Raw genomic sequence first — 22,251 nt, 5'->3', positions numbered from 1 at the left:
CTGCCAGGCACCCAATACAAGAAACCCCGCTCACTCGAGCGGGGTTTTTTATTGCCTGAAATTCAGCACTCACTGGAAGGCAAGCGGGCACTATGGTGCTGTTCGTCGTTCACTTGTTGCCTGCCTGTACCGGAAAAAGTTGCGGCTGCTCTGGCCGCATTGAACCCACATGTTGGCTCTCTCCGTTTTCATCATTTTTAGCGTAATAACCCAGTCGGAGCCGTTCTGTCTAAACCCGCCGCCCGCGCTGCGATTGGGGTTGTATCTGAATCATAACTCGGTAGAGTAAGGGGCATTCCGGGTTTGCCCGTGCCATGGTTTCGGTTTTTTTTCTGGTATGGGACTCTCCGCCTGTTTTTATTCACCTTCACTCAGTGGTACCGATATGGAACAAGTAAACAAGTCAACCTTCAACGATGTGCTGGAATATGTGCGTATGTCCCGCCGTCAGAACAAGCTCAAGCGTGAAATCGCGGACAACGAGAAAAAGATCCGTGACAACCAGAAGCGGGTACTGTTGCTCGACAACCTGAGTGACTATATCAAGCCCGGCATGAGCATTGACGAGGTTCAGGCCATCATCGCCAACATGCGGACCGATTATGAAGAGCGTGTAGATGACCATATCATCAAAAATGCCGAGCTTTCCAAGGAGCGCAAGGAGCTGAGTACCAAGCTGAAGAGTATGAGCACCAGCAAATAATACCGCCCCGCTCTCGTTAACACCGGCCTCTGGCCGGTGTTTCATTTTCATGCCGCAGCTCGGATCTCTTGCCGCGTTGCAACAATCGGCTCCCATTTTCACAATCGCCCTGTTAACATCGCTGCAAAGCGGTCAATAGATTTCAAGCCCTTGACTTGAAACGACTAAGCTTGATTGAAAGACAATAAATTGCGCAACCATGGTGGGGCTGATATGGGCGCATCAAAACAGACGGATTCAAATAAAGTGGCATCTCAGGATTCATCCGTACCTAATGCGGACGGGCAACAGCAGCGTAAACGCCGACCCTGGTGGCGCTGGTTGTTCTGTTTTATCTTCTTGCTTTGCCTGGCTGCCGTGATCGCCCTGGTGGGTTATGAAATGAAGACCTCCCGACTGCAGTCACAGGAGATCTCCCGCTATGCGGCCACCCTGACCTATCAGATCGAACCCGGCCCCAGCAAGCAAATTGCCTTCCCCGACGACGGCCCGTTCGACAAGCGACTCGGTTATGTGCTGATGCCCATGATCCAGGAACGTCTCGTTCAGCGTGGCTACCAGGTGAGCGAACAGGTCCGTTTTTCCGATGCGCTCTACAACTACGCCAGCCACGGTTTCTTCGTGCCTTATACCGAGAAGGTCCAGGCAGGATTGACACTCTATGACTGCCGTGCCGAGCCTTTCTACCAGTACAAGTATCCGACTCATTACTATCCGGATTTCAATGCCATACCGCCCCTGGTCATCCAGTCTCTGCTGTTTATCGAGAACCGTGAACTCCTGAGCAACAAGGAACCGCTGGCCAACCCGGCCGTAGACTGGCCGCGATTTGCCAAGGCGGCGCTGTCTCAGGTGGGCAAGGCGCTGGATATGCAGGATCAATCTGCTGGCGGCAGCACTCTGGCGACCCAGGTGGAGAAGTATCGTCATTCTCCCGATGGACTGACCGTTTCGCCGACCGAGAAGATCCGCCAGATGGTCTCGGCCAGCGTTCGTGCCTATCGGCTGGGGCCCGAGACCCTGGAGGCCCGCAAGCTGGTTGCCTGGGCCTACCTCAACTCGGTCCCGCTCTCTGCAGCGCCCGGTTATGGCGAGGTGCACGGTCTCGGTGATGGCCTCTGGGTCTGGTTTGGCGCCAATGTTGATGAGGTGAATCGACTGCTGGATCCCGCTCGCAACCAGGATTCTACCCTGGCCGAGCAGGGGCTTGCCTTGCGCCAGGTTGTCTCCCTGATGATCGCCCACCGCCGTCCTTCCTATTACCTGGCGCAGGGTAGAGAAGCACTGTCTACCCTGACAGACAGCTATCTGCGACTCTTCGTGCAGGAGGGAATGATCACGCCCCCCCTGATGGAGTCGGCTCTCAAGGCCAAGCTGGTCTTCCGCGATTTCCTGCAGGCACCTGCCATCACTCGAGTCAACAACAACAAGGGACTGCAGGTGGCTCGCACTCGTCTCAGTCGTCAGCTCGGGGTGCAGCTTTATGATTTGGACCGCATGGATCTGACGGCCAACACCACCCTCAATATGCCGCTGCAGAACGAGGTGTCACGGTATCTGCAGCAACTGGCAGACCCTGCATTCGCAGCCCAGGTGGGTCTGTTTGGTGAGCGCCTGCTCTCGCCGGAGAAGACGGGTGATGTGAAGTACAGCTTTACCCTGTTCGAGAAGACGCCGGAAGGGGTCAAGGTGAGGGTGCAGACCGACAACACGGACCAGCCGTTCGACATCAATGAGGGCAGCAAGCTTGAACTGGGATCCACCGCCAAGTTGCGGGTACTGACGACCTATCTCGAAATTGTCACCGAGTTGCATGACAGCTACGGCAACATGCCGGTGGAGAGCCTGCGAAAGATCGAAGTGTCCGATCAGGACAACATCAGCCGCTGGGCCATCGCCTATCTGATGAGTGCCAAGGACAGAAGCCTGCCGGTGATGCTGGAGGCCGCACTGGACCGCAAGTATTCCGCAAGTCCCTATGAAGGCTTCTTTACCGGCGGTGGCATGCACACCTTCAACAACTTCCGCAAGGAAGACAACGGTCGCATCCCGCCCATTCGCGATGCGCTGCGGGAATCCATCAACCTGCCCTTCGTGCGCTTGATGCGGGACATCGTCCGCTACAGCCTCTACAAGGAGGGAAATCGTGCCCAGTTGTTGAAAGATGACAGGGATCCTCGCCGTACCGAGTATCTGGCCAAGTTTGCCGACAAGGAGGGCCAGACCTATCTGCTGAGGTTCTGGCGCAAATATCGTGGCAAGAGTGCAGAAGAGCAGCTCGATACCTTCCTCGATGGTCTCAAACCCAGCGCGGTGCGTCTCGCCGCCGTGCATCGCTATCTGATGCCGGAAGCCTCCCAGGCCGATTTTGCCGCTTTCCTGGCCAAGCGCCTGCCGCGGGAGAAATTGACCGAGAAGCGCATAGAGCAGCTCTATACCAATTACGGCCCTGGCAAATATTCTCTGCCGGATCAAGGTTATATCGCACGGGTGCATCCACTTGAGCTGTGGTTGCTTGCCTATCTCAAGGAGTTTGACAAGGCCACCTTTACCGATGCGGTAACCGCCAGCCGTGACGAGCGTCAGGAGGTCTACAGCTGGCTGTTCAAGACCCGTCATCGCAGTGCCCGGGATAGCCGGATCCGCACCATGCTGGAGGTTGAGGCCTTCCTCGACATCCATCAGCGCTGGGCTCGCCTGGGTTACCCGTTCGATCACCTGGTTCCGTCCCTGGCGACCGCACTGGGCAGCTCGGGCGATCGTCCTGCTGCGTTGGCCGAGCTGATGGGGATCATCCAGAACGGCGGTATTCGTGCGCCGACCCTGCGCATCGAGCACCTCTCCTTTGCCAAGGGGACCCCCTTCGCCACCGTCTTTGAGCCGGCGAACACCCAGGGGGAACGGGTGATGCCTGCCGAGGTGGCCAACGCCTTGCGCAATGCACTCTCCAAGGTGGTGGAAGGGGGGACGGCGCGGCGCATCGCCGGGGCCTTCGCCTTGCAGGATGGTACTGTCCTGGCCCTGGGGGGCAAGACGGGGACCGGGGACAACCGGATCGAGACGGTCGGTCGCTACGGCAATGTGACCAGTTCACTGGCTCGCAACCGAACTGCGACGTTCGTCTTCTACATCGGGGATGATCACTTCGGCACGCTGACGGCCTATGTACCCGGCAGCCAGTCCGACAAGTTCCGCTTCACGTCGGCGCTGCCTGTACAGGTGCTCAAGGGGATGGCACCCCTGCTGGTCCCCTATCTGCAACCTGCTACTCATACCCAGTGCATGGCAGGCAGCTGAGCGGAAATCGCATGAAAAAACGGGGCCATTTCGGCCCCGTTTGATTGTGTACTGCACGCCGCCATAAGGCGGACGTGAGTCATCACTTACAACAGATCTTCAATTTCACCGCGCAGGTACTGGTACATCTCGCGATAGGCTACCGGCGGCTTGTTCAGCTCCCGCTCCTTGTTGGCGGTGCGGATCAGCTGACGCAGCTTCTGGCGATCCAGCTCGTGGAACTGGGACATCAGCTCGTTGAGGGCGCTGTCGCCTTCGGTGATCAGCCGCTCGCGCCACTGTTCGAGGCGGTGCAGGCGGGCGTTCACGGTGGAGTGACGCATCTTGATGATGGAGAGGGCCTCTTCGATGGGGGCGACATCGCGGCTACGCATCAGACGGCCGATGAACTGGAGATGGCGGCGGAAGGACTCATCCTTCTTCGGCTTGAGCTTGCGGCCCAGCTCGACCGCTTCGGCAAGCTCTTCATCCAGGGGGATCTTCTCCAGCTCGCTGTGACTCAGGGAGACGATCTCTTCCCCCATCTTCTGCAATGCCTCGGCATCACGCTTGAGCTGGCTCTTGCTGGGGCCCCAGTCTTCCCACTCGTTGTCGTCTTGATATTGACTCATCGGTCTCTGTATTCCTGTCATTCACGTTTGGCGGATATGTTACCAGCTTCTCCCGCTGGGCGCAGGGGTCTGATATGCTTAGCCCCTTTCCTTCCCTTCATACAGATGTGAGTTATGGACCAGCAAGATCAAATCCGCCAGGATCAATCCCATCTCGAGGCCGTGGTCGCCGAGGCCCTTGAGATAGCGAAAGGGCTGGGCGCCGGGCTTGCCGAAGTCTCCATCAGCAAACAGACCGGCCTCTCGGTGAACACCCGGGGCTGCGAGCTGGAAAGCATCGAATTCAACAAGGATGGCGCACTCGGCATCGCCGTCTATCGCGACGGTTGCAAGGGGTCCTCCTCCACCACGGATCTGACCAAGCCGGCCATTCGCGCCGCTGTGGAAGCGGCCATGGAGATCGCCCGCCACACCTCTCCCGATGACTGCGCCGGTCTTGCGGATGCGGATCTGCTGGCCTGGGATGCCCCGGACCTGCAACTGTGCCACCAAATCGAGCTGGATCCCCAGCGTGGCATCGCGCTGGCCATCGAGTGCGAGCGGCTGGCCCTGGGGCGGGATGCCCGCATCAAGCACTCTGACGGAGCCAGTTTCTCCAGCCACCTGGGCGTCAAGGTTTATGGCAACAGCCACGGCTTCGTCAAAGGCTATGCTGCATCGCGCAACTCCCTGAGCTGCGTACTGATCGGCGAGCAGGATGGCGACATGCAGCGGGACTACGGCTACTCCTCCAGCCGCTCCCTGGGCGGGTTGTGGAGCCCAGGGAGCATCGCTGACGAGGCGGTGGAGCGCACTGTTTCCCGCCTGGGGGCTCGCAAGATCAGCACCCGCCATGCCCCTGTGCTGTTCCACCCCGATACCGCTGCCGGCCTGTGGGGCCATCTGGTGATGGCCATCAGCGGGGGCAACCTTTATCGCAAGTCGAGCTTCCTGCTGGACAAACTGGGCAAGCAGATCCTGCCCGAGTGGCTCACCATCCAGGAGTTCCCCCACTTGCCGGGAGGACTTGCCAGCACCCCGTTCGACGGGGAAGGGGTTCGCACCCGCGACATGGACATCGTCCGCAGCGGCGAGCTGATGAGCTGGCTGCTCACCTCCTACTCCGCCCGCAAACTGGGCCTGACCACCACGGGCCACGCCGGGGGCATCCATAACTGGCAGGTCTCCAATACCGGCCAGGACTTCCAGGGCATGCTCAAAGAGATGGGCACCGGGCTGCTGGTGACCGAGCTGATGGGGCAGGGGGTCAACATCGTCAATGGTGATTACTCCCGCGGCGCAGCCGGTTTCTGGGTTGAAAATGGCGAGATCCTCTATCCGGTGGAGGAGATCACCATTGCAGGCAATCTGGCCGACATGTTCAGCCATATCGTGGCGGTGGGCAGTGATGAGGATGAGCGTTCCAGTCTCAAGACCGGCTCCGTACTGGTCGAGCAGATGAAACTGGCGGGGCACTGATCCCCTCCGTCCGATCTGGACTATGGTGTCTAGTCCTGAGATAGGTCTACACATTTTCAGCTAGCTTTTAGCACTCAGAACCCCCGATGCGTCACATCAGGGGTTCTGTATTTCAATGCCTGATGCGGTTGCTCCAGGTTATAAGTATCCACTGCCTTTCGCACTTTTCCCCGCCTGCGCCAGCCTCTGCAGGCTTTGCAGCAGTGACTCTCTTTTCAAGATCTCAGTGCATTTTGGTGACAGTTATGAGTATCTGTCATCAAGCATTTGACCCCGTGTTGTTCATGCAATGACTGATACAACCCCGAACAATACTGCACCTGGTGGTCCGAATGATGAATAAGCTCTCCGTGGTCACGTTGTTGCTTCAGTGTTTTCTCGATCACCATCGACTCGGCATTCATCTCTTAGTTGCCACTATTTTGCGTGAGCAGGTGTCCGTCACCTAGCTCAGGTAGAGCGGCCCTGAGTGTCATAACGCGTCTGCGTCTGTTTATAGGTGAGCTTGCCTTCTTCAATCTGCTCGACCAGGGCCAGTTTAAAAATCAGAGTAATTGTGTTGTGTTCGTTTACGCCCTGTCCCATCGAGATCTCCATCTATTCGGAGGAGAAGATGCAAACCATATTCAGGCAGATGCGCCGATCAGATGTCGGCCAGCTGCAATGCCTGGCGGTAGTACTCGTTGGCCTTGTTGGTCAGCCGGCGCTTGTCCATCACCTGGCCGAGGGCGTGGTAGAGGGCGGCATCCGGCGCCTTCGCCACTTCCTGCTCCAGCAGCCGCTGGGCTTCGTCCAGTTGACCGGCCAGCAGGCAGACCCGGGCCAGCGCGGCTTCGGCGCCCGGCTGATCCTGGATCTTTCTGAGCAGGGTCAGCATGGGCTGGTAGTCGTCCAGTTTGAGCTTGGGCAGGCGGGCGAACAGCTCGGGGGAGGGATCCTTGCGCAGGGCCTCCAGCCAGAGATCAGCGGCTTCGGCATCGGCCCCCAATCGGCGCAGGCGATCCCCGTAACTGGCCAGCAGCACGGGATCCTGGCGCTGTTTGCGGGGCAGACCCTGCCAGACCGTGCGCAGGGTGTCGAGGGAGCCGCTGGCGGCCTCCAGACGACCGCACCACGCCTGGTGCAGCAGGGTCTCTTCCTGCTGGGCGGTCAGCTTGCCCACCTTGCGCAGGGCAGGGGCGAGATCGATGAGGGCCGCCCAGTCTTCACGGGCCAGATACACCTGACGCAGCTGATCCAGCACCATGGGGTGGCGCGGGTTGAGGGCATAGATGGACTCGAGGCGACCGAGGGCGCTGTCGTACTGGCCCTGCTCAATCTGCAACTGGGTCTGGATCAGGGTCAGTGCCAGCTCTGCCTTGGGGTTCTCTTCCTGGGCTTTCTGCAGGTAGTGGTCCCGGCGCACGTCGTCACCCCGGGCCTGGGCCACCCGGGCGGCGCTCAGGTAGTTGAGCAGCGGGGTGTCGCTGTTGTCGGCGCCCTTGATGAGGAGCTTCTCGGCCTGGTTGTAGTGCCCCTCTGCCATGGCCAGGGTGGCATTGACGGTTTGCAGGTTGGCCTTGCGGCGGCGGCGGGAACCGAACCAGCCCTGGGTCTTGCGGCGCAGGCCGAACAGGCGGGCCAGCACCCATTCCACGATGAGCAGGGCACCGTAGAACAGCACCGCCAGGATCACCGCGCTGGTGACCGAGGATTCCACCGTGTAGTTGCCCAGCGAGATGAGCACATAGCCCTTGTTGCCGGAGGCTTCGGGACCGAAGATGAGGCCCGCCACCATCACGGCGACTATGACGATCAGACGAATCATGGTCTCCTCCTCAGTTGCCGGCCAGGATGCGTTGCAGGCGTTCGGTTAGCACCTGTTCCAGCATGGTCTGGGTCTTGAACTGATCCGGGTAGTCAAACTGGATCTGCTCGCCTTTGAGCTTGTCGAGCTCGGACTGCATGTACTGGGTGGCGCTGTTGTCGGCATCGAAATACTGGGTCAGCCAGCGCTGGGCCTTCTCCAGGCTGTCGACATAGAGGGACTGCTGTTCACGATAGACGGCGAGCTGGGCCTGCAGCAGCTTGGTCTTGAGGTTCTCCCGCAGGAAGATCTCCTGCTGCGGGGAGAGCAGGGCTTCCACGGCGCCATCGCGGCGACGAATGGTGATGAAGTTTTCGGTGAACTTGACCCAGTTCTTCTTCAGGTTGCTCTGCCACTCGTCCGGGTTGGTGCTGACTGTCTGGTCGGGCTCGCTCTTGGCTTCCGGCATGCTGACGGTGGAGAGGGGCAGCAGCTCGATCTGGTCCGAGAGGGCGGCCAGCTTCAGGGTCAACCCCTCGCGATCGACCCGTGGCATCCCCTTGAGCTTGGCGATGTCTTCCGCCAGCGCCTTGCGAATGGGCATCAGGCTGGGGTCGTTGAGCGCCTTGATGCGCTCGTCGGCGTTGCCGAGCAATGTGATGGCGGAGACGATGTCGTGTTCGAGCCACAGCTTGCGGCCCGCCATGCGCACCAGGTATTCGGATTCGGCCAGCATCCAGTCATTGGGGCGCTTGTCGTCCAGATCCAGCACCTTGGTCTGCAAGGCGTCCAGCGCCTCCTGCAACTGCTGCTGGCTCTTGCCGAGGGCACCGATCTGTTCGGCATCCTTGCTGCTGCCCTGATCAATCCTGGTCATGGCGTCGGCCAGTTGCTGCTTGAGGGCTACCAGTTCGGCCTGCTGGGCAACGGCGTTCTGGTGTCCGTGCACATAGAGACCACCGGCCAGCCCCAGGGCCAGCAGGATGGCGATGCCGCCAAGCACGGTGCCAGAGCTGCCCTTCTTGCTCCCAGTCGTTCCGGGCGCGGGCTTGTTGTTGTCGGCCACGGTGGCCGCGGCACTCGGCTGGACTTCTTGCTGTTCAGTCATTCCATCTTCCTCAGTTCCAGGGCGGCCACCAGAGCCTGGTTGGATGCACCTTGGGCAATCACGATACGGGTAAAACCAGCCCCTTCTGCCATCTCGGCCACCCGGGGACTGGGCACCACCAGCAGGCGGTCATAAAGCCAGGGGTGCTGCGGGCCGGGCACCAGGGCCAGCAACCGCTGCAACAGTTCGCCACTGGTAATGAGCAGGCTGTCGAGCCCGGCTGCCTGCCAGTGGCGGATCAATGCGTCCCCGTCAAGATCGGGGTAGTGGCGCTCGTAGGTGGCACAATAGTGCACCAGTGCGCCCCGTGAGGCCAGCGTCCGGGCGATGAGATCCCGCCCGTCGTTGCCGCGCAGGATCAGCACCCGGCGGCCACTCACCCCTTGCAGTGCCGGCAGGGCCAGCAGCCCTTCGCTGCGGGGATCGGCCGGGCACAGGGCCTGGATGCCCGCCTCGGCAAAGGCATCCGCACTCGCCTGGCCGACTGCAAAGTAATCAATATGTGGCCAGGTCTGACCAGTTTGCAACAGAAAATAATGTGCAAAATGAACGGCATGCATGCTGACGGCGATAACGAGGTCCGCCTCTCGCAGCATCTCACCCAGGTGAGGGAGGTCGCATCCCGGTCGGGTTTCCAGCAACGGACAGCAGAGCGGTGCATGACCCAGCTGGCGCAGCATCTGCACCAGCTGGTTGGCCTGGGCGGCCGGGCGCACCACCAGGGGGATCATCAGGCGGCGCTCCGGGCAGATGACCGCGAACCGGTCTGTGCTGCACTCATGCCCGGTAGACCTCGGCGAGGATGACGTCGGCGCCAGCGGCCAGCAGGCGCTGGGCCAGGGTGTGGCCCAGTGCCTCGCCCTCTGCCAGGGGGCCGCGGATCTCGTCGCGAATGACGCGGGCACCGTCCGGGCTGCCCACCAGGCCGCGCAGCCATACCTCTTCTCCCTGTACCAGGGCATAGGCCCCGATAGGCACCTGACAGCCCCCTTGCAGGGCGCGGTTCATGGCGCGCTCGGTCAGCACCCGGATGCGGGTCTCGGGGTGTTCGAGCGGCGCCAGCAGGGCGTGCAGCTCGTGATCGTCGAGGCGGCATTCGATGCCGACCGCCCCCTGGCCGTTGGCGGGCAGGCTCTGCTCGGGCTCGATGAAGGCGGCGATGCGATGGGCCATCTCCAGCCGTTTCAGGCCGGCGGCGGCCAGGATGATGGCGTCATATTCACCGGCATCCAGCTTGGCGAGGCGGGTGTTGACGTTGCCCCGCAGGTCGCGGATCACGAGATCAGGGCGGGCAGCGCGCAGCTGGCACTGACGGCGCAGGCTGGAGGTGCCGACCACGGCCCCTTGAGGCAGCTCGTCTATCTGGTTGAAATGGTTGGAAACAAAGGCATCGCGCGGGTCTTCGCGCTCACAGATGGTGTGCAGGCCGAGTCCGTCGGGGAACTCCACAGGTACGTCTTTCATGGAGTGGACAGCGATGTCGGCACGCCCTTCCAGCATGGCAGTCTCCAGTTCCTTGACGAACAACCCCTTGCCGCCGACCTTGGCGAGGGGGGTGTCGAGGATCTTGTCACCCTGGGTGCTCATGGGCACCAGTTCGACCTGCAGATCCGGATGGAGTGCCTCCAGCCGATCTTTCACAAAATTGGCCTGCCACAGGGCCAGTGGGCTCTTTCGAGTGGCAATTCTCAGGGTTCGGGCTGCCATATCAATCAGTTGTTTCATCTTTTGAGAGGAAAACGATCTTACCACCCTTTGCAGGGGCTTTCATGGCGCAGCCCGCAAAAGCGGGGCCAAGCTCAAAAACGGGGGCTGAAAATTATTTTCATTCAGCCAACAATTGATTTTAACTCATTGAAAAAAGTCATTTTTATTGCTTTCCGATGATACCGTTACGAACGGGGTCAGAAATAATCCGGTGATTGTGTGCGGGCTTGTTTACCACTGCTGTTTGCATTGTTAACATGATCACACTTTTTTGACGTCTCCCCGTTTTGGTGCGTCATTTCTCTTCCCCATAGGTAGGGCATTGCTGGTTAAACTCGACACGCTGGTGGCGCGCTACGACGAACTCAATCGTCTCAAGACGCAACGAGCGCTGGATCTCATGAGTCGCTACGGGCAGCAGGTTTTCCACTTGCTGCCTGTCATGCTGCACTTCAATCACCCCCTGTTGCCCGGTTATGTGGCAGGGGATGTGCCTCATGGTATCTGGAGTTTTGTCGCCAACGAGGCCCAGCAGGCCTTCATCCAGGATCTCTGCCAGAACGCCAACTGCCAGGGCGGTCTCAGTACCCACGACAAGTCCATCCAGGGCCTCTACTCCATGGGGAGCACCTCCTCCATCGGTCAGTGCTGCCACTCGGATCTCGACATCTGGGTCTGTCACGTGGCCGGTCTGTCGAGCGAGCGCCTCGCCCTGCTGGAACAGAAGTGCCAGCACCTCTCCATGTGGGCCGAGCAGCGGGGGGTCGATCTCAACTTCTTCCTGATCCCCGAAGACAAGTTCCGCCAGCGCAACGATGCCCAGATGCAGGGGGAGAGCTGCGGCAGCGCCCAGCACCTGCTGCTGCTCGACGAGTTCTACCGCAGCGCCATGCACATCGCCGGCAAGCGGCTGCTCTGGTATCTGGTGCCGGCCGAATATGACGATCACTACGACGACTACGTCAACGGCCTGTTTGCCCACGGCAAGTTGAGCCAGGATGACTGGCTCGATCTGGGGGGCTTTGATCGCATTCCTGCCGAGGAGTACTTCGGCTCCGCCCTGTGGCAGCTCTACAAGGGAATCGACTCCCCCTACAAGGCGGTGCTCAAGTCGGTGCTGATGGAGGCCTACTCCCACGAGTATCCCAACACCCGGCTGCTGTCGGTGACCAGTCGCGACTGGTTCCAGCACAACGAGGGGATGCACTACCGCCTCGACAACTACTGCCTGATGCTGGACAAGGTGACCAACTACCTCAAGTCCATCGGCGACATGCAGCGCCTCGATCTGGTGCGTCGCTGCTTCTATCTGAAGGTGTGCGACGGGCTGAGCCATCCCAAGGAAGATCACTCCCCGGACTGGCGCCGGGAGCAGATGGCCCAGCTGGTAGCCTACTGGGGCTGGAGTCCGGAGCGCCTTTACCACCTTGATCACCGCCAGGAGTGGAAGGTCGAGGACGTCAAGGTGGCCTACGCCGAGTTGCTGGAGGCTCTGATGCAGAGCTACCGCAATCTCATCCAGTTCGCCCGACGCAACAACATCAGCGAGTCCATCAACCCGGAAGACATCGGCATCCTGTCGCGCAAGCTCTATGCCGCATTCGAGAGCCTGCCGGGCAAGGTGCAGCGCATCAACCTCAAGATTGCGCCGGATCTCGGCGAGCCGGATCTCAGCCTGGTCCAGGTACCCCACGGCCGCCTGAATCGCGCCGGCTGGTATCTCTACAAGCATTCCCTCGAACCCGCCGACATCATCGGCCGGGCGCCGCTCGAATATAACGGCTACATCAGCAAGCTGGTGGCCTGGGCCTATTTCAACGGCCTGCTGACGCCCCAGTCCCGGGTGCACCTGTTCAACCAGGGCTCGGATCTGCACATCGACAACCTGCACCAGTTCTGTCGCGATCTCTCCGGCACCTTCCCGGTCAAGTATCCCCGCGCGACCAACCTGGCCCTGAGCCGGCCGTGCGAGATCCGCCAGCTCTCCATCTTCCTGAACCTGGAGACGGACCCGTCCAGTCACTGGGTGGGGCAGGTGATCGAGTTCGATGCCAACGCCGCCGATGTCTTCTCGTTCGGTCGCAACCAGGAGTGTCTGGTGGGATCCGTGGATCTCGTCTATCGCAACTCCTGGAGCGAGATCCGCACCCTGCACTTCGAGGGAGAGGAAGCCGTGGTGGACGCCCTCACCACCATCCTCGGCAAGATGCACCAGGACGCCGCGGCCCCCGAGATGATCGAGGTGTTCTGCTACAGCCAGCACTTCCGCTCCCTGGTGCGCACCCGCTTCCAGCAGCTTGTGGCTGAATGCATCGAGTTGCGTCTGGCCCGGGACAAGCAGCAGCTGGTCAAGACGCTGGCGCTCGGCAAGGAGAAGTACGGCATCTTCTTCGAGCGGCGCGGGGTGTCGGTCAAGAAGCTGGAGAACGCCATCGACTTCTACCGCCACATCTCCCACAACAAGCTGGATCACCTGCCGCTGCGCCTCGACAAGACTCACAGCCAGCACCTGCCCGGCATCGTCGACGCCTACGCCAGCGAAGGGCTGGTGCAGTTCTTCTTCGATACCCGGGATGCAGGCACCAACATCTATATCCTGGACGAGGCGAACCGGGTGGAGATCTACCAGCACTTCGCCGGCAGCAAGGACGAACTGGTACAGGGAGTGAACCGGTTCTACACCTCGGGTCACGAGCGATTCAGCAATGCGGGTCAGTTCAGCAACTTCAACCTTCCCCAGTACTACGAAATCGTGCAGGTGGGTGACAAACTCGATGTGATCCCCTACCGCAGCCAGAGCCCGCAGCGGGACACCCCAGGAGCGGCGCGGGAAGTAGGATGATGCGCTGATAGCCGCACCGGCAAGATGGCAAACGGCCTGCATGATGCAGGCCGTTGTCGTATCCGTGGTGCGGGAATCTGGTGTGGAGGGGGCCGCGGCCAGTGGGGGATGCCGTCGAGCATCGCCGTCAGGGATGAAAGCAAACGGCCTGCTGATGCAGGCCGTTGTCTTACCCGTGATCCGACAATCAGGCACCGAGGCGGGCCAGCAACCAGCGGCGAATGTCGCCCAGCTGGGGGCGACAGATCTCGTGGCGCATGGGGTATTCGTGCCACTCGGGGCTGAGTCCCGCCGCTTCCAGCCGGTTCTTGGCGTCCCAGCCCATGGAGAGGTTCACCACGTCGTCATAGATGCCGTGCATGTAGCAGATGGGCAGGGCGCGTGCGGCCTCACTCATCTCGCCGGGCAGGGCATCGGGTACCGCCAGGTAGGTGGACATGCAGAGCAGGCCTGCCAGGGGCACCGGATGGCGCAGGGCGGTGAAGGAGGCGATGACGCCCCCCTGGGAGAAGCCGGCCAGCACGATGCGCTCGGGGGTGAAACCCTCGGCCACCAACTGGTCGATCAGCGCGGCGATACGGGCCGCTGACTCCCTGACATGGGACTCCACGGCGCGATCCGCCGGATCCTCGAAGCTTTTGATGTCGTACCAGCCGCGCATCCGGTAGCCCATGTTGATGGTGATGGGGCGCTCGGGCGCATCGGGCAGCAGATGGCGGACGGGCAGGTCGGCGGGCAGGGCCAGCGCCTCCACCAGCGGGGCGAGGCCGGCGCCGGAGTCCCCCAGCCCGTGCAGCCAGATCACCGCATGGCGGGCACCTTCGGGATGCAGATCCGTCATGAGAAGACCACGGGCTCGCCGGCCTGGGTGGTGCAGGCCCGGGTCAGCAGGGCCTTGAGCTCGTCGCCGAAGCGGTTGTCGATCCAGCTGTCACCGCGCAGCTCGAAGTGGAAGCCGTTCTCCCGGGTAGCGACCCAGATCTGGTGCAGGGGCTCCTGCTTGTTGATGATGACCTTGGTCTTGTTCTCGAAGCTCAGGGTCAGCACCCCGCCTGCGCGTTCGCAGTCGATATCCGGATACCCCTCGTCGATGGTGTCTTCCACATACTGGAAAAAGGCGTCGGTCAGGGCGTGATACTCGTGATCCTTCATCGGTTTATCCTGTTGCTTTTAACAATGTGAGTGCGATTATAGAGGGCCAAAAATTTTTTCGCAGCGAACCATTATGATTACCCAGTTCACCAAGTGCCTGTTTGCCGCGTCGCTGTCGCTCGGGTTGGCCGCCTGTGGCCTGACGGGGCCGCTCTACATGCCGCCGGCCGAACAGCCCGCACCTGCAGAGCAGACACAGCCCAAGACAGAGAGTACACCGCAAGCCGCCTCGCCTGCGACCGCTACACCGGCCTCAGAGGCCGCGCCGCAATAATCTAGGAAGGAACCGCCCCCTTGGATCACTTTAACTACGACGCAGACGGTCAGCTTCAGGCCGAACAGCTTCCCCTGCAACAGCTTGCCGACCAGTACGGCACTCCGCTCTATGTCTACTCCCGCGCCACCCTGGAACGCCACTGGCATGCCTTCGACCAGGCGGCTGGCGACATTCCCCACCTGATCTGCTATGCGGTCAAGGCCAACTCCAACCTGGCCCTGCTCAATCTGCTGGCACGCCTCGGTTCGGGCTTTGACATCGTCTCCGGCGGCGAGCTGTCCCGGGTGCTGGCGGCGGGCGGTGATCCGGCCAAGGTGGTCTTCTCCGGCGTCGCCAAGAGCGAAGCCGAGATGCGCCTTGCGCTGGAAAAAGAGATCCTCTGCTTCAACCTGGAGTCCGAAGCCGAGCTGGAGCGCCTCAACCGGGTCGCAGGCAGCATGGGCAAGAAGGCGCGGGTCTCGGTGCGGGTCAACCCGGACATCGACGCAGGCACGCACCCCTATATCTCCACCGGCCTCAAGCAGAACAAGTTCGGCATCCCCATCGAACAGGCGCCCGCCATCTACCGCAAGGCAGCGGCCATGGCCCACATCGAGATCAAGGGGGTGGATTGCCACATCGGCTCGCAACTCACTGAATTGAATCCCTTTATGGAGGCGGCGGACAAGCTGCTCAAGCTCATCGACGAGCTGGCGGCGGAAGGCATCCACATCCATCACCTGGACGTGGGCGGCGGTCTGGGGGTCAACTACGGCGCCGAGCAGCCGCCGCACCCCACCGAGTATGCCGAGGCGCTCAAGCAGAAGCTGGCGGGCCGGGATCTGACCCTCTTGTTCGAACCGGGCCGCGCCATCGTCGCCAACGCCGGTGTGCTGTTGACCCGGGTCGAGTTCCTCAAACCCGGCGAGACTCGCAACTTCGCCCTGATCGACGCCGGCATGAACGATCTGCTGCGCCCCTCCCTCTACGGCGCCTGGATGAACATCATCGAGGTGGACAGCCGGGCGACCCACGAGAAGGCACTCTATGACGTGGTGGGCCCGGTGTGCGAGACCGGCGACTTCCTCGGCAAGGAGCGTACCCTGGCGATTGCCGAGGGCTCCCTGCTGGCGGTGCGTTCCGCTGGCGCCTACGGCTTTACCATGTCCTCCAACTACAACACCCGACCCCGTGCGGCCGAGGTGCTGGTGGACGGTGACCAGGCGCACCTCATCCGTGAGCGGGAGCAGTTGGCGGATCTCTGGCGTGGCGAGCACCTGCTGCCGTGATGGATGGATTTTCAGCGTTCCTCCATGTGAGAGCGTGATTAACGGTGAGACAGGAACGCGCGATGTTGATTGAGTTTTCCAAAATGCACGGCCTCGGTAACGACTTCATGGTGGTGGATGGCGTCACCCAGAAGGTGTTCTTCAGCAACGACATCATCAAGAAGCTGGCGGATCGTCACTTCGGTATCGGCTTCGACCAGCTGTTGCTGGTGGAGCCGCCCTATGACCCCGAGCTCGACTTCCACTACCGCATCTTCAATGCCGACGGCAGCGAGGTGGAACAGTGCGGCAACGGGGCCCGTTGCTTCGCCCGTTTCGTGCGTCTCAAGGGGCTGGTCAACCGGGATCGCATCGCGGTCAGCACCGCCCGGGGCCGCATCACCCTGCAGCTGGAAGGGGAGAACCAGGTCACGGTCAACATGGGGGTGCCCCAGTTCGAGCCGGGCAAGATCCCGTTCCGTGCCCAGAAGGCGGAGAAGACGTATCTGCTGCGGGCCCAGGATCACACCGTGATGTGCGGCGCCGTCTCCATGGGCAACCCTCACTGCGTCATCGAGGTGCCCTCGGTGGCCGATGCGCCGGTGGAGACCCTGGGACCCATCATGGAGCGCCACGAGCGCTTCCCCGAGCGGGTCAACGTCGGCTTCATGGAGATGGTCAACGCCAGCGAGATCAAGCTGCGAGTCTTCGAGCGCGGGGTGGGGGAGACCCTGGCCTGCGGGACCGGGGCCTGTGCGGCCGTGGTGATAGGCATCAGCCAGGGCAAGCTCAAGGAGCGGGTCACCGTCACCCTGCCGGGTGGCAAGCTGACCATCGCCTGGAAGGGACCGGGTCAGCCCGTCTACATGACGGGGCCGGCCGAGCACGTCTTTGACGGCCAGATAGAGTTGTAGACAAGGAGCGGGTGATCCCGCTCCATCAACGGATCATATCGGGGCCCTTGGCCCCTTTTTCGGATGGATCAACCAAGTTATGAGCGAACTCAAACGGCAGGAATCACTGGTGGATGAAGCCACAGTGCTGGAGTACCTGGCCCGTTATCCCGAGTTTTTCCTGCGTCACGGGGCCATGCTGGACAAGATCCGCATTCCCCATGCGCAAAAGGGCACCATCTCCCTGGTGGAGCGCCAGCTGGACAGACAGCGGGAGCGCATCGAGCAGCTGGAGCAGGAGATCACCGAACTGATGGGGGTCGCCAGCGAGAACGAGCGGATCTTCCGGGTCTATGCGGATCTCTACGGGGAGATCTACGGCTGCCAGACCCTGTTCGAGCTGAGCGCCGTGATGGGCAAGGCCTTCGTCCAGCGGCTGCGACTCACCGGCCTGCGGCTCTGGCTCAATCCCAGGCATTTCCAGCTGAGCGGCCCCGAGCAGCGTTTCCTGGCGCAGGGCAAACAGCTCGAACAACTGCTGGGGCAGCGCCTGCCCGGCACGGACTACTATTTCGGTCGCCTCAACCAGAGCGAGAAGCAGGCGCTGTTTGGCAATGATGTGCTGGTCAACTCGGTGGCCCTGATGCGGCTCGGGGAGCTCGGCGTGCTGGCCTTCGCGAGCTCGGATCCCAGCCACTTCACCCCCCACAACGACACCCTGCTGCTGGGTCAGCTGGGGCGTCTGCTGCAGCTGCGTCTGCCCGAGCTGGCCCGTGGCTAAGGCAACGACCCGATCCCCTGCCAAGGTGCTCCCTGCCGCCGACCCTCTGCCGGTCGCACTGGCGGGGGAGCTGGACGCCTTTATCGAATACCTGAGAGTCGAGCGCCAGCTCAGCCCCCACACCCGCAGCAACTATCAGGCTCATCTGGAAGCCATGACCGCCGAGCTGGTGAAGCTCGGGGTCGACGACTGGGCCCGGCTCGAGGCGAGCCAGGTGCGCAGCCTGGTGACCCGGATGCACAAGGGGGGGTTGGCGCCCCGTTCCCTTGCCACCAAGGTGTCGGCCCTGCGCAGCTTCTGCGACTGGCAGGTGCGCCAGGGGCGGCTCACCGCCAACCCGGCGCGGGGCATCGTCACCCCCAAGCAGGGGCGGCCCCTGCCCAAGAACCTGGACGTGGACGAGATGTACCAGCTGCTCAACATCACCGACGAGCAGGATCCGCTGGCGGTGCGGGATCGCGCCATCATGGAGTTGATGTACTCCTCCGGCCTGCGCCTTGCCGAGCTGGTGGGGCTCAACCTCGCGGACGTGAAGCTCGAGGAGCGCCAGCTCAGGGTGATCGGCAAGGGCTCGCGGGAGCGGGTGCTGCCCATCGGGCGGATGGCGGTGGAGTGGTTGCACAAGTGGCTCAAGGTACGCCCCCTGCTGGCCGGTGACGAGGGGGAGGCATTGTTCGTCTCCAAGCGCAGGCAGCGGCTCTCGGCCCGCTCGGTACAGGAGCGGCTCGACGGCTGGGGCAACAAGCAGGCTCTCAATGCCCACGTGCACCCCCACAAGCTGCGCCACAGCTTCGCCACCCACATGCTGGAATCCTCCGGCGACCTGCGGGCGGTGCAGGAGCTGCTGGGGCATGCGGATCTCTCCACTACCCAGATCTATACCCACCTCGACTTCCAGCATCTGGCCAAGGTATATGACAGTGCCCACCCGCGGGCGAAGCGGGATCCGGAAACGCCGGAGGATGAGTGATGTGGTGTGCGATCTGCGGGGATGACAATCTCCACGTCGCCCCGGTCAGGCGGGAGCTCGCAACGCCAGAGGATGAGGAGTAAAGAGGAACAGCCATGCAGTTTTACCGTCGCTGGCAGCCGGTGGCCGCCATCTCGTTCGATCTGGACGACACCCTCTATGACAACGGCCCCGCCATCGCGCGGGCGGAACAGTGGATGCTGGACCACCTGCGCAGCGAATACCTGGCTACCGCCATGCTGGACAAGCCGCGCTGGCTCGCGCTCAAGCGCCAGTTGCTGCTGGACCACCCGGCGCTTAGCCACGACGTTAGCCTGGCGCGCCAGCGTGGCATTCGCGAGGCCCTGGTGCAGGGGGGCATGGAGCCCGGGCTGGCGGAGCAGCAGGCCCGGGCGGTGTTCACCGGCTTCATGGCCGAGCGCTCTAAGATAGAGGTGAGCGAGGCGACTCACGCCCTGCTGGCTCGTCTGGCGGCGCGCTACCCGCTGGCGGTGATCACCAACGGCAACCTGGATCTGGAGCAGGCGGGTCTGGCTGGCTACTTCACCCTGGTCTGCAAGGCGGGAGCGGGAGCCAGAATGAAACCGGCGCCCGACATGTTCGTGCAGGTGCAAGAAGCCCTGGGGCTGGCCCCCGGCCGCATCCTCCATGTGGGGGATCACCCGGTGACCGACGTGCTGGGTGCCAGGCTGCACGGCTTTCGGGCCGCCTGGCTCAACGAGAGCGGTCAGTCCTGGCAGTCGCTGTCGCTGCTGCCGGATGTGGAGCTGGGGCAGCAGCAGGATCTGGCCACCCTGCTGCTCTGAGCTGGTGATGAGGGACAGATTCCGTGATCTATATCTGGCAATAACAACAAGGGAGCAAGGGCGTGAAGGGAATGAAGGGTGTCATCTGGCTGGCGATCCCCGTGATGCTGGCGGGATGCGATCTGGTACAAGACCGTTACCGGATGGAGTTCAGGGACGGATCCTGGCGGGAGATCGCCATCTCCCCGTTTTCCAACGAGGCGCGCTGGCGCGAGGGGTGTGCCACCGGCGAGATCCAGGTGGACATGACCCTGCCCCTGAAACGGGGCAAGGTGGTGAATGGCCGGGAGCAACTGCTCATCGGCGGCGAGCTGTTCGAGCTGGAGGATGCCCGTCTCTATCGCGGCAACGGCATGGTGCTCGGGCAGGCCCCGGACCATATCCAGCGGGGCCTCAAGGGGCTGGATGTCTGCCGAACCCTGCGCCCTGATCGCGGGGCCCTGCCCAAGCTCAAGGGCAAGGGATTCGGCGACTAGCCCGTCTGCTGCCTGAACGGGCAGGAGGCGTCGCCGAAAGCAGTGGGCAGCTTGATGGCGTGGGGGGGTCACAGGCCCGTCACGTCGGATGCCTCTGGGTAGCCCCCGATGTACGAGGCCCTGCCCAGGCTCAAGGGCAAGGGGTCGGCGACTAGCCGACCTGCTGCCTGAACCGGCGACAGGCGTCGCCAAAGGCGGTGAAGAGCTTGATGGAGTGGGGGTTCTCGCTGGCCTTCCACTCCGGGTGCCACTGCACCGCCAGCAGGAAGGGGGAGAGGGCGGGAGCGTGGATCGCCTCGATCAGCCCGTCTTCGGCATGGGCCAGGGGGGCCAGCCCCTTGGCCAGCGTCTTGATCCCCTGCCCGTGGAGGGAGTTGACCGGAATCGACGGCTGCCCCATCAGCTCGGCCAGCCAGGTACCGGGCACCAGCTCGACCTGATGGCTCTCGCCATACTGCTCGTCCACCGGGTCATCCGCATCCTCCCGATGATCGTCATAACCCGGCTCGCAATAGACCTTCTGGTGAATGTCGCCTCCCAGGGCCACGTTGATCTCCTGCATGCCGCGGCAGATCCCGAGGATAGGCAGGCCACGGTCGAGGGCGGCGCGCACCAGGGGAATATCGAACAGATCCCTGTCCCTGTCCTGGGGCTTCTCCGGGGTGAGGTTCTCCTGGCCATAAAGGGCAGGATCGATGTTGGATCCGGCACCGCTCAGATAGACCCCGTCGGCGAGGTCCAGATACTGCTCCAGATCCTCGGTGCCACAGCAGGTGGGCACCAGCAGCGGCACGCAGCCGCTGATCTCCACCAGAGGCTTGATGTATTTGTGGGTCATGACCTGGTAGGCGTGGCCACTGCGGGCCTGGGCCCCCATGGTCATCAGCACGACGGGTTTGTTATGGGAACTGGGGTTGGGCATAGGTCACCTTGGCTATCCTTGGCGGTCTCATCCTGCGCCTTGGGAAGGCCCTTGCCGCCTCGGCTCGCAAGGGCATGCCTCAAGGCATGGTCGTGGGATCAGGGTCGCGCCAGCGTGCCAGAATCGTCGGTCAGCCTTGGCAACGACAGCCTGGATCCTGCCTCCAGTCTGCCAAGGCCGTTCAATATGTCAAACAAAATGATGCAATTATGTTAACCGCTGATGCCGAGATAGGGCTGTGAGTCCCATTTAAAGGGGCTTGAGGGGGGATGCCTGGTGCGGCGAGCGATTTGATGGTGGATATATTAAACATCTGGCCGGGCGGCCGGATAGCAGAAGGGGCCCACAGGGCCCCTTGTCGACTCAGGTGTTCAGGATGAAACGCTCGATCACCTGGGCGACCCCGTCTTCATCGTTGCGCCCCGTGGTGTGCTGTGCCAGCGCCTTGATCTCGTCGGTGGCGTTGCCCATGGCGACCCCGAGTCCGGCGTAGGCGATCATGTGGTGATCGTTGCCCGCATCCCCCACCGCGATCACCTGGGAGGCATCCAGCCCCAGGTGCTCGGCCAGGGCGGCGACGCCGGTGCCCTTGTTGCTGCGCTTGTTCATGAACTCGAGGAAGTAGGGGGCGCTGCGCACCACGGTATAGCGCTCGTGGAGTTCGGCGGGCAGCTGGGCGATGGCACGGGAGAGCAGGGGCTCTGGGTCAATCATCATCACCTTCATGATCTGCTCGTCGTCGGGCAGGGTGGCGAAGTCCACCAGGTTGATGGGTTGACCGATGAGGCGGGATTCGTGCTCGGTGTAGGGGCTGATCCTGGGGCTGATGAGCCCCTGGCGGACGGAGAAGCCGTGGATGTTCACCCCCAGCTCACAGGCCAGGTGGGCGATGGCACGGGCGTCGCTGCCGGTCAGCAACTGGCTGCGGATGATGCGTTGCTCGGACACCTGCTGCACCAGGGCGCCGTTGTAGCAGATGACGTAGTCATCCTGGCCGGTGAGGCCCAGCTCGGTCAGGGCGGCGGTCATGCCTTCCAGCGGGCGGCCGGAGGCTAGCACCACGGTCACGCCCCTGGCGCGGGCTGCCGCGATGGCGGCCTGGGTGCGGGGGGAGATTCGGCCCTCTGGGGTCAGCAGGGTGCCATCCATATCCAATGCGATCAGCTTGTACATCTTCTCACTACCTGAGTCTGGCCGGCCCGCCCGATGGGGCCA

The 22,251-nt window shown here is 62.2% G+C and carries 21 protein-coding genes and 1 pseudogene; 11 read left to right on the top strand and 11 right to left on the bottom strand.

Annotated elements, in window-relative coordinates; translation table 11 throughout:
* Positions 1 to 385: 385 nt before the first annotated feature.
* Both tmaR and PG896_RS12340 read left to right on the top strand, forming a co-directional pair.
* A complete protein-coding gene (tmaR, locus tag PG896_RS12345) occupies positions 386 to 703 on the top strand; it encodes a PTS system regulator TmaR (protein WP_010672687.1) in 318 nt (105 codons plus the stop codon).
* 213 nt (positions 704 to 916) lie between these two features.
* Positions 917 to 4,000, top strand: coding sequence for a transglycosylase domain-containing protein (locus PG896_RS12340; protein WP_103858865.1), 3,084 nt, complete (start codon positions 917 to 919; stop codon positions 3,998 to 4,000).
* 86 nt (positions 4,001 to 4,086) lie between these two features.
* Here PG896_RS12340 and yjgA read toward each other — a convergent pair whose 3' ends face one another.
* Positions 4,087 to 4,611, bottom strand: coding sequence for a ribosome biogenesis factor YjgA (yjgA, locus tag PG896_RS12335; protein WP_010672689.1), 525 nt, complete (start codon positions 4,609 to 4,611; stop codon positions 4,087 to 4,089).
* Between the two features lie 114 nt (positions 4,612 to 4,725).
* Between yjgA and pmbA the strand changes: the two genes are divergently transcribed.
* Positions 4,726 to 6,069, top strand: coding sequence for a metalloprotease PmbA (gene pmbA, locus PG896_RS12330; RefSeq protein WP_161470154.1), 1,344 nt, complete (start codon positions 4,726 to 4,728; stop codon positions 6,067 to 6,069).
* Between the two features lie 74 nt (positions 6,070 to 6,143).
* On the opposite strand, the pseudogene PG896_RS12325 reads toward pmbA, so the two are convergent.
* From PG896_RS12325 to hemC, 6 genes and pseudogenes are all read right to left on the bottom strand, one after another.
* Positions 6,144 to 6,538, bottom strand: a pseudogene (locus PG896_RS12325) (integrase core domain-containing protein); the annotation flags it as partial.
* On the bottom strand, positions 6,520 to 6,654 hold the full coding sequence (locus PG896_RS12320) for a hypothetical protein (RefSeq protein ID WP_010672691.1): 135 nt from the start codon (positions 6,652 to 6,654) through the stop codon (positions 6,520 to 6,522). The gene PG896_RS12320 and the pseudogene PG896_RS12325, both read right to left, overlap by 19 nt.
* A 58-nt stretch (positions 6,655 to 6,712) precedes the next feature.
* Positions 6,713 to 7,876, bottom strand: coding sequence for a heme biosynthesis HemY N-terminal domain-containing protein (locus tag PG896_RS12315; protein ID WP_042015365.1), 1,164 nt, complete (start codon positions 7,874 to 7,876; stop codon positions 6,713 to 6,715).
* Positions 7,877 to 7,886: 10 nt separating this feature from the next.
* Positions 7,887 to 8,963 carry a uroporphyrinogen-III C-methyltransferase gene (locus PG896_RS12310; protein ID WP_039039811.1) on the bottom strand — a complete coding sequence of 359 codons (1,077 nt, stop codon included), beginning with the start codon at positions 8,961 to 8,963 and terminating at the stop codon, positions 7,887 to 7,889.
* Positions 8,960 to 9,694, bottom strand: a complete 735-nt coding sequence (locus PG896_RS12305; RefSeq protein ID WP_043154056.1) for a uroporphyrinogen-III synthase — start codon at positions 9,692 to 9,694, stop codon at positions 8,960 to 8,962. The genes PG896_RS12310 and PG896_RS12305 overlap by 4 nt, the downstream gene beginning before the upstream one ends.
* 46 nt (positions 9,695 to 9,740) lie before the next feature.
* Positions 9,741 to 10,670, bottom strand: a complete 930-nt coding sequence (hemC, locus tag PG896_RS12300; RefSeq protein WP_041212362.1) for a hydroxymethylbilane synthase — start codon at positions 10,668 to 10,670, stop codon at positions 9,741 to 9,743.
* A gap of 322 nt (positions 10,671 to 10,992) precedes the next feature.
* On the opposite strand from hemC, the gene PG896_RS12295 reads away from it, so the two are divergent.
* Positions 10,993 to 13,512, top strand: coding sequence for a class I adenylate cyclase (locus PG896_RS12295; RefSeq protein ID WP_052815595.1), 2,520 nt, complete (start codon positions 10,993 to 10,995; stop codon positions 13,510 to 13,512).
* A 187-nt stretch (positions 13,513 to 13,699) separates the two neighbouring features.
* Here the strand turns inward: PG896_RS12295 and PG896_RS12290 are convergent, their stop codons facing one another.
* Both PG896_RS12290 and cyaY read right to left on the bottom strand, forming a co-directional pair.
* Positions 13,700 to 14,353, bottom strand: coding sequence for an alpha/beta hydrolase (locus PG896_RS12290; protein WP_052815597.1), 654 nt, complete (start codon positions 14,351 to 14,353; stop codon positions 13,700 to 13,702).
* A complete protein-coding gene (gene cyaY, locus PG896_RS12285) occupies positions 14,350 to 14,664 on the bottom strand; it encodes an iron donor protein CyaY (protein WP_010672698.1) in 315 nt (104 codons plus the stop codon). The genes PG896_RS12290 and cyaY overlap by 4 nt, the downstream gene beginning before the upstream one ends.
* A gap of 73 nt (positions 14,665 to 14,737) precedes the next feature.
* Between cyaY and lptM the strand changes: the two genes are divergently transcribed.
* The 7 genes from lptM (at position 14,738) to PG896_RS12250 (ending at position 20,114) form a co-directional block, all read left to right on the top strand.
* Positions 14,738 to 14,938 carry an LPS translocon maturation chaperone LptM gene (gene lptM / locus PG896_RS12280; protein ID WP_010672699.1) on the top strand — a complete coding sequence of 67 codons (201 nt, stop codon included), beginning with the start codon at positions 14,738 to 14,740 and terminating at the stop codon, positions 14,936 to 14,938.
* Between the two features lie 20 nt (positions 14,939 to 14,958).
* The gene (gene lysA / locus PG896_RS12275; protein ID WP_039039806.1) at positions 14,959 to 16,209 is read left to right on the top strand and encodes a diaminopimelate decarboxylase; all 1,251 of its coding nucleotides are present in this window, start codon (positions 14,959 to 14,961) and stop codon (positions 16,207 to 16,209) included.
* Positions 16,210 to 16,271: 62 nt separating this feature from the next.
* A complete protein-coding gene (gene dapF, locus PG896_RS12270; RefSeq protein ID WP_029313578.1) occupies positions 16,272 to 17,102 on the top strand; it encodes a diaminopimelate epimerase in 831 nt (276 codons plus the stop codon).
* Positions 17,103 to 17,181: 79 nt separating this feature from the next.
* Positions 17,182 to 17,862, top strand: a complete 681-nt coding sequence (locus tag PG896_RS12265; protein ID WP_010672702.1) for a DUF484 family protein — start codon at positions 17,182 to 17,184, stop codon at positions 17,860 to 17,862.
* Positions 17,855 to 18,832: a tyrosine recombinase XerC gene (gene xerC, locus PG896_RS12260; protein WP_049637244.1), complete on the top strand. Its 978-nt coding sequence runs from the start codon at positions 17,855 to 17,857 to the stop codon at positions 18,830 to 18,832. The genes PG896_RS12265 and xerC overlap by 8 nt, the downstream gene beginning before the upstream one ends.
* A 95-nt stretch (positions 18,833 to 18,927) precedes the next feature.
* Positions 18,928 to 19,638, top strand: a complete 711-nt coding sequence (locus tag PG896_RS12255; protein ID WP_270835760.1) for an HAD-IA family hydrolase — start codon at positions 18,928 to 18,930, stop codon at positions 19,636 to 19,638.
* Between the two features lie 71 nt (positions 19,639 to 19,709).
* Positions 19,710 to 20,114 (top strand): hypothetical protein, encoded by a 405-nt coding sequence (locus PG896_RS12250; RefSeq protein WP_043154050.1) that lies wholly within the window; start codon positions 19,710 to 19,712, stop codon positions 20,112 to 20,114.
* Positions 20,115 to 20,265: 151 nt separating this feature from the next.
* Here the strand turns inward: PG896_RS12250 and PG896_RS12245 are convergent, their stop codons facing one another.
* Both PG896_RS12245 and yidA read right to left on the bottom strand, forming a co-directional pair.
* Entirely contained in the window at positions 20,266 to 21,036 is a 771-nt protein-coding gene (locus tag PG896_RS12245; RefSeq protein ID WP_043154048.1) for a gamma-glutamyl-gamma-aminobutyrate hydrolase family protein, read from the bottom strand.
* A gap of 363 nt (positions 21,037 to 21,399) precedes the next feature.
* Complete coding sequence (yidA, locus tag PG896_RS12240; protein ID WP_161470160.1) at positions 21,400 to 22,209, bottom strand: sugar-phosphatase; 810 nt, start codon at positions 22,207 to 22,209, stop codon at positions 21,400 to 21,402.
* Positions 22,210 to 22,251: the final 42 nt, after the last annotated feature.

It is taken from the genome of Aeromonas sp. QDB30, assembly GCF_027707645.1.
Lineage (GTDB): Bacteria > Pseudomonadota > Gammaproteobacteria > Enterobacterales > Aeromonadaceae > Aeromonas > Aeromonas caviae.
This window is presented reverse-complemented; position numbering and strand designations above follow the sequence as displayed.

What these genes read in the sequence shown, in the direction of transcription:
- PG896_RS12255 (WP_270835760.1), top strand. Translation starts at nt 18,928, where the DNA reads ATGCAGTTTTACCGTCGCTGGCAGCCGGTGGCCGCCATCTCGTTCGAT.
- lptM (WP_010672699.1), top strand. Translation starts at nt 14,738, where the DNA reads ATGATTACCCAGTTCACCAAGTGCCTGTTTGCCGCGTCGCTGTCGCTC.
- PG896_RS12290 (WP_052815597.1), bottom strand. Translation starts at nt 14,353, where the DNA reads ATGACGGATCTGCATCCCGAAGGTGCCCGCCATGCGGTGATCTGGCTG.
- yjgA (WP_010672689.1), bottom strand. Translation starts at nt 4,611, where the DNA reads ATGAGTCAATATCAAGACGACAACGAGTGGGAAGACTGGGGCCCCAGC.
- PG896_RS12265 (WP_010672702.1), top strand. Translation starts at nt 17,182, where the DNA reads ATGAGCGAACTCAAACGGCAGGAATCACTGGTGGATGAAGCCACAGTG.
- PG896_RS12250 (WP_043154050.1), top strand. Translation starts at nt 19,710, where the DNA reads ATGAAGGGTGTCATCTGGCTGGCGATCCCCGTGATGCTGGCGGGATGC.
- PG896_RS12320 (WP_010672691.1), bottom strand. Translation starts at nt 6,654, where the DNA reads ATGGGACAGGGCGTAAACGAACACAACACAATTACTCTGATTTTTAAA.
- yidA (WP_161470160.1), bottom strand. Translation starts at nt 22,209, where the DNA reads ATGTACAAGCTGATCGCATTGGATATGGATGGCACCCTGCTGACCCCA.
- PG896_RS12310 (WP_039039811.1), bottom strand. Translation starts at nt 8,963, where the DNA reads ATGACTGAACAGCAAGAAGTCCAGCCGAGTGCCGCGGCCACCGTGGCC.
- dapF (WP_029313578.1), top strand. Translation starts at nt 16,272, where the DNA reads ATGTTGATTGAGTTTTCCAAAATGCACGGCCTCGGTAACGACTTCATG.
- cyaY (WP_010672698.1), bottom strand. Translation starts at nt 14,664, where the DNA reads ATGAAGGATCACGAGTATCACGCCCTGACCGACGCCTTTTTCCAGTAT.
- PG896_RS12245 (WP_043154048.1), bottom strand. Translation starts at nt 21,036, where the DNA reads ATGCCCAACCCCAGTTCCCATAACAAACCCGTCGTGCTGATGACCATG.
- PG896_RS12340 (WP_103858865.1), top strand. Translation starts at nt 917, where the DNA reads ATGGGCGCATCAAAACAGACGGATTCAAATAAAGTGGCATCTCAGGAT.
- pmbA (WP_161470154.1), top strand. Translation starts at nt 4,726, where the DNA reads ATGGACCAGCAAGATCAAATCCGCCAGGATCAATCCCATCTCGAGGCC.
- PG896_RS12305 (WP_043154056.1), bottom strand. Translation starts at nt 9,694, where the DNA reads ATGATCCCCCTGGTGGTGCGCCCGGCCGCCCAGGCCAACCAGCTGGTG.
- tmaR (WP_010672687.1), top strand. Translation starts at nt 386, where the DNA reads ATGGAACAAGTAAACAAGTCAACCTTCAACGATGTGCTGGAATATGTG.
- PG896_RS12315 (WP_042015365.1), bottom strand. Translation starts at nt 7,876, where the DNA reads ATGATTCGTCTGATCGTCATAGTCGCCGTGATGGTGGCGGGCCTCATC.
- hemC (WP_041212362.1), bottom strand. Translation starts at nt 10,670, where the DNA reads ATGGCAGCCCGAACCCTGAGAATTGCCACTCGAAAGAGCCCACTGGCC.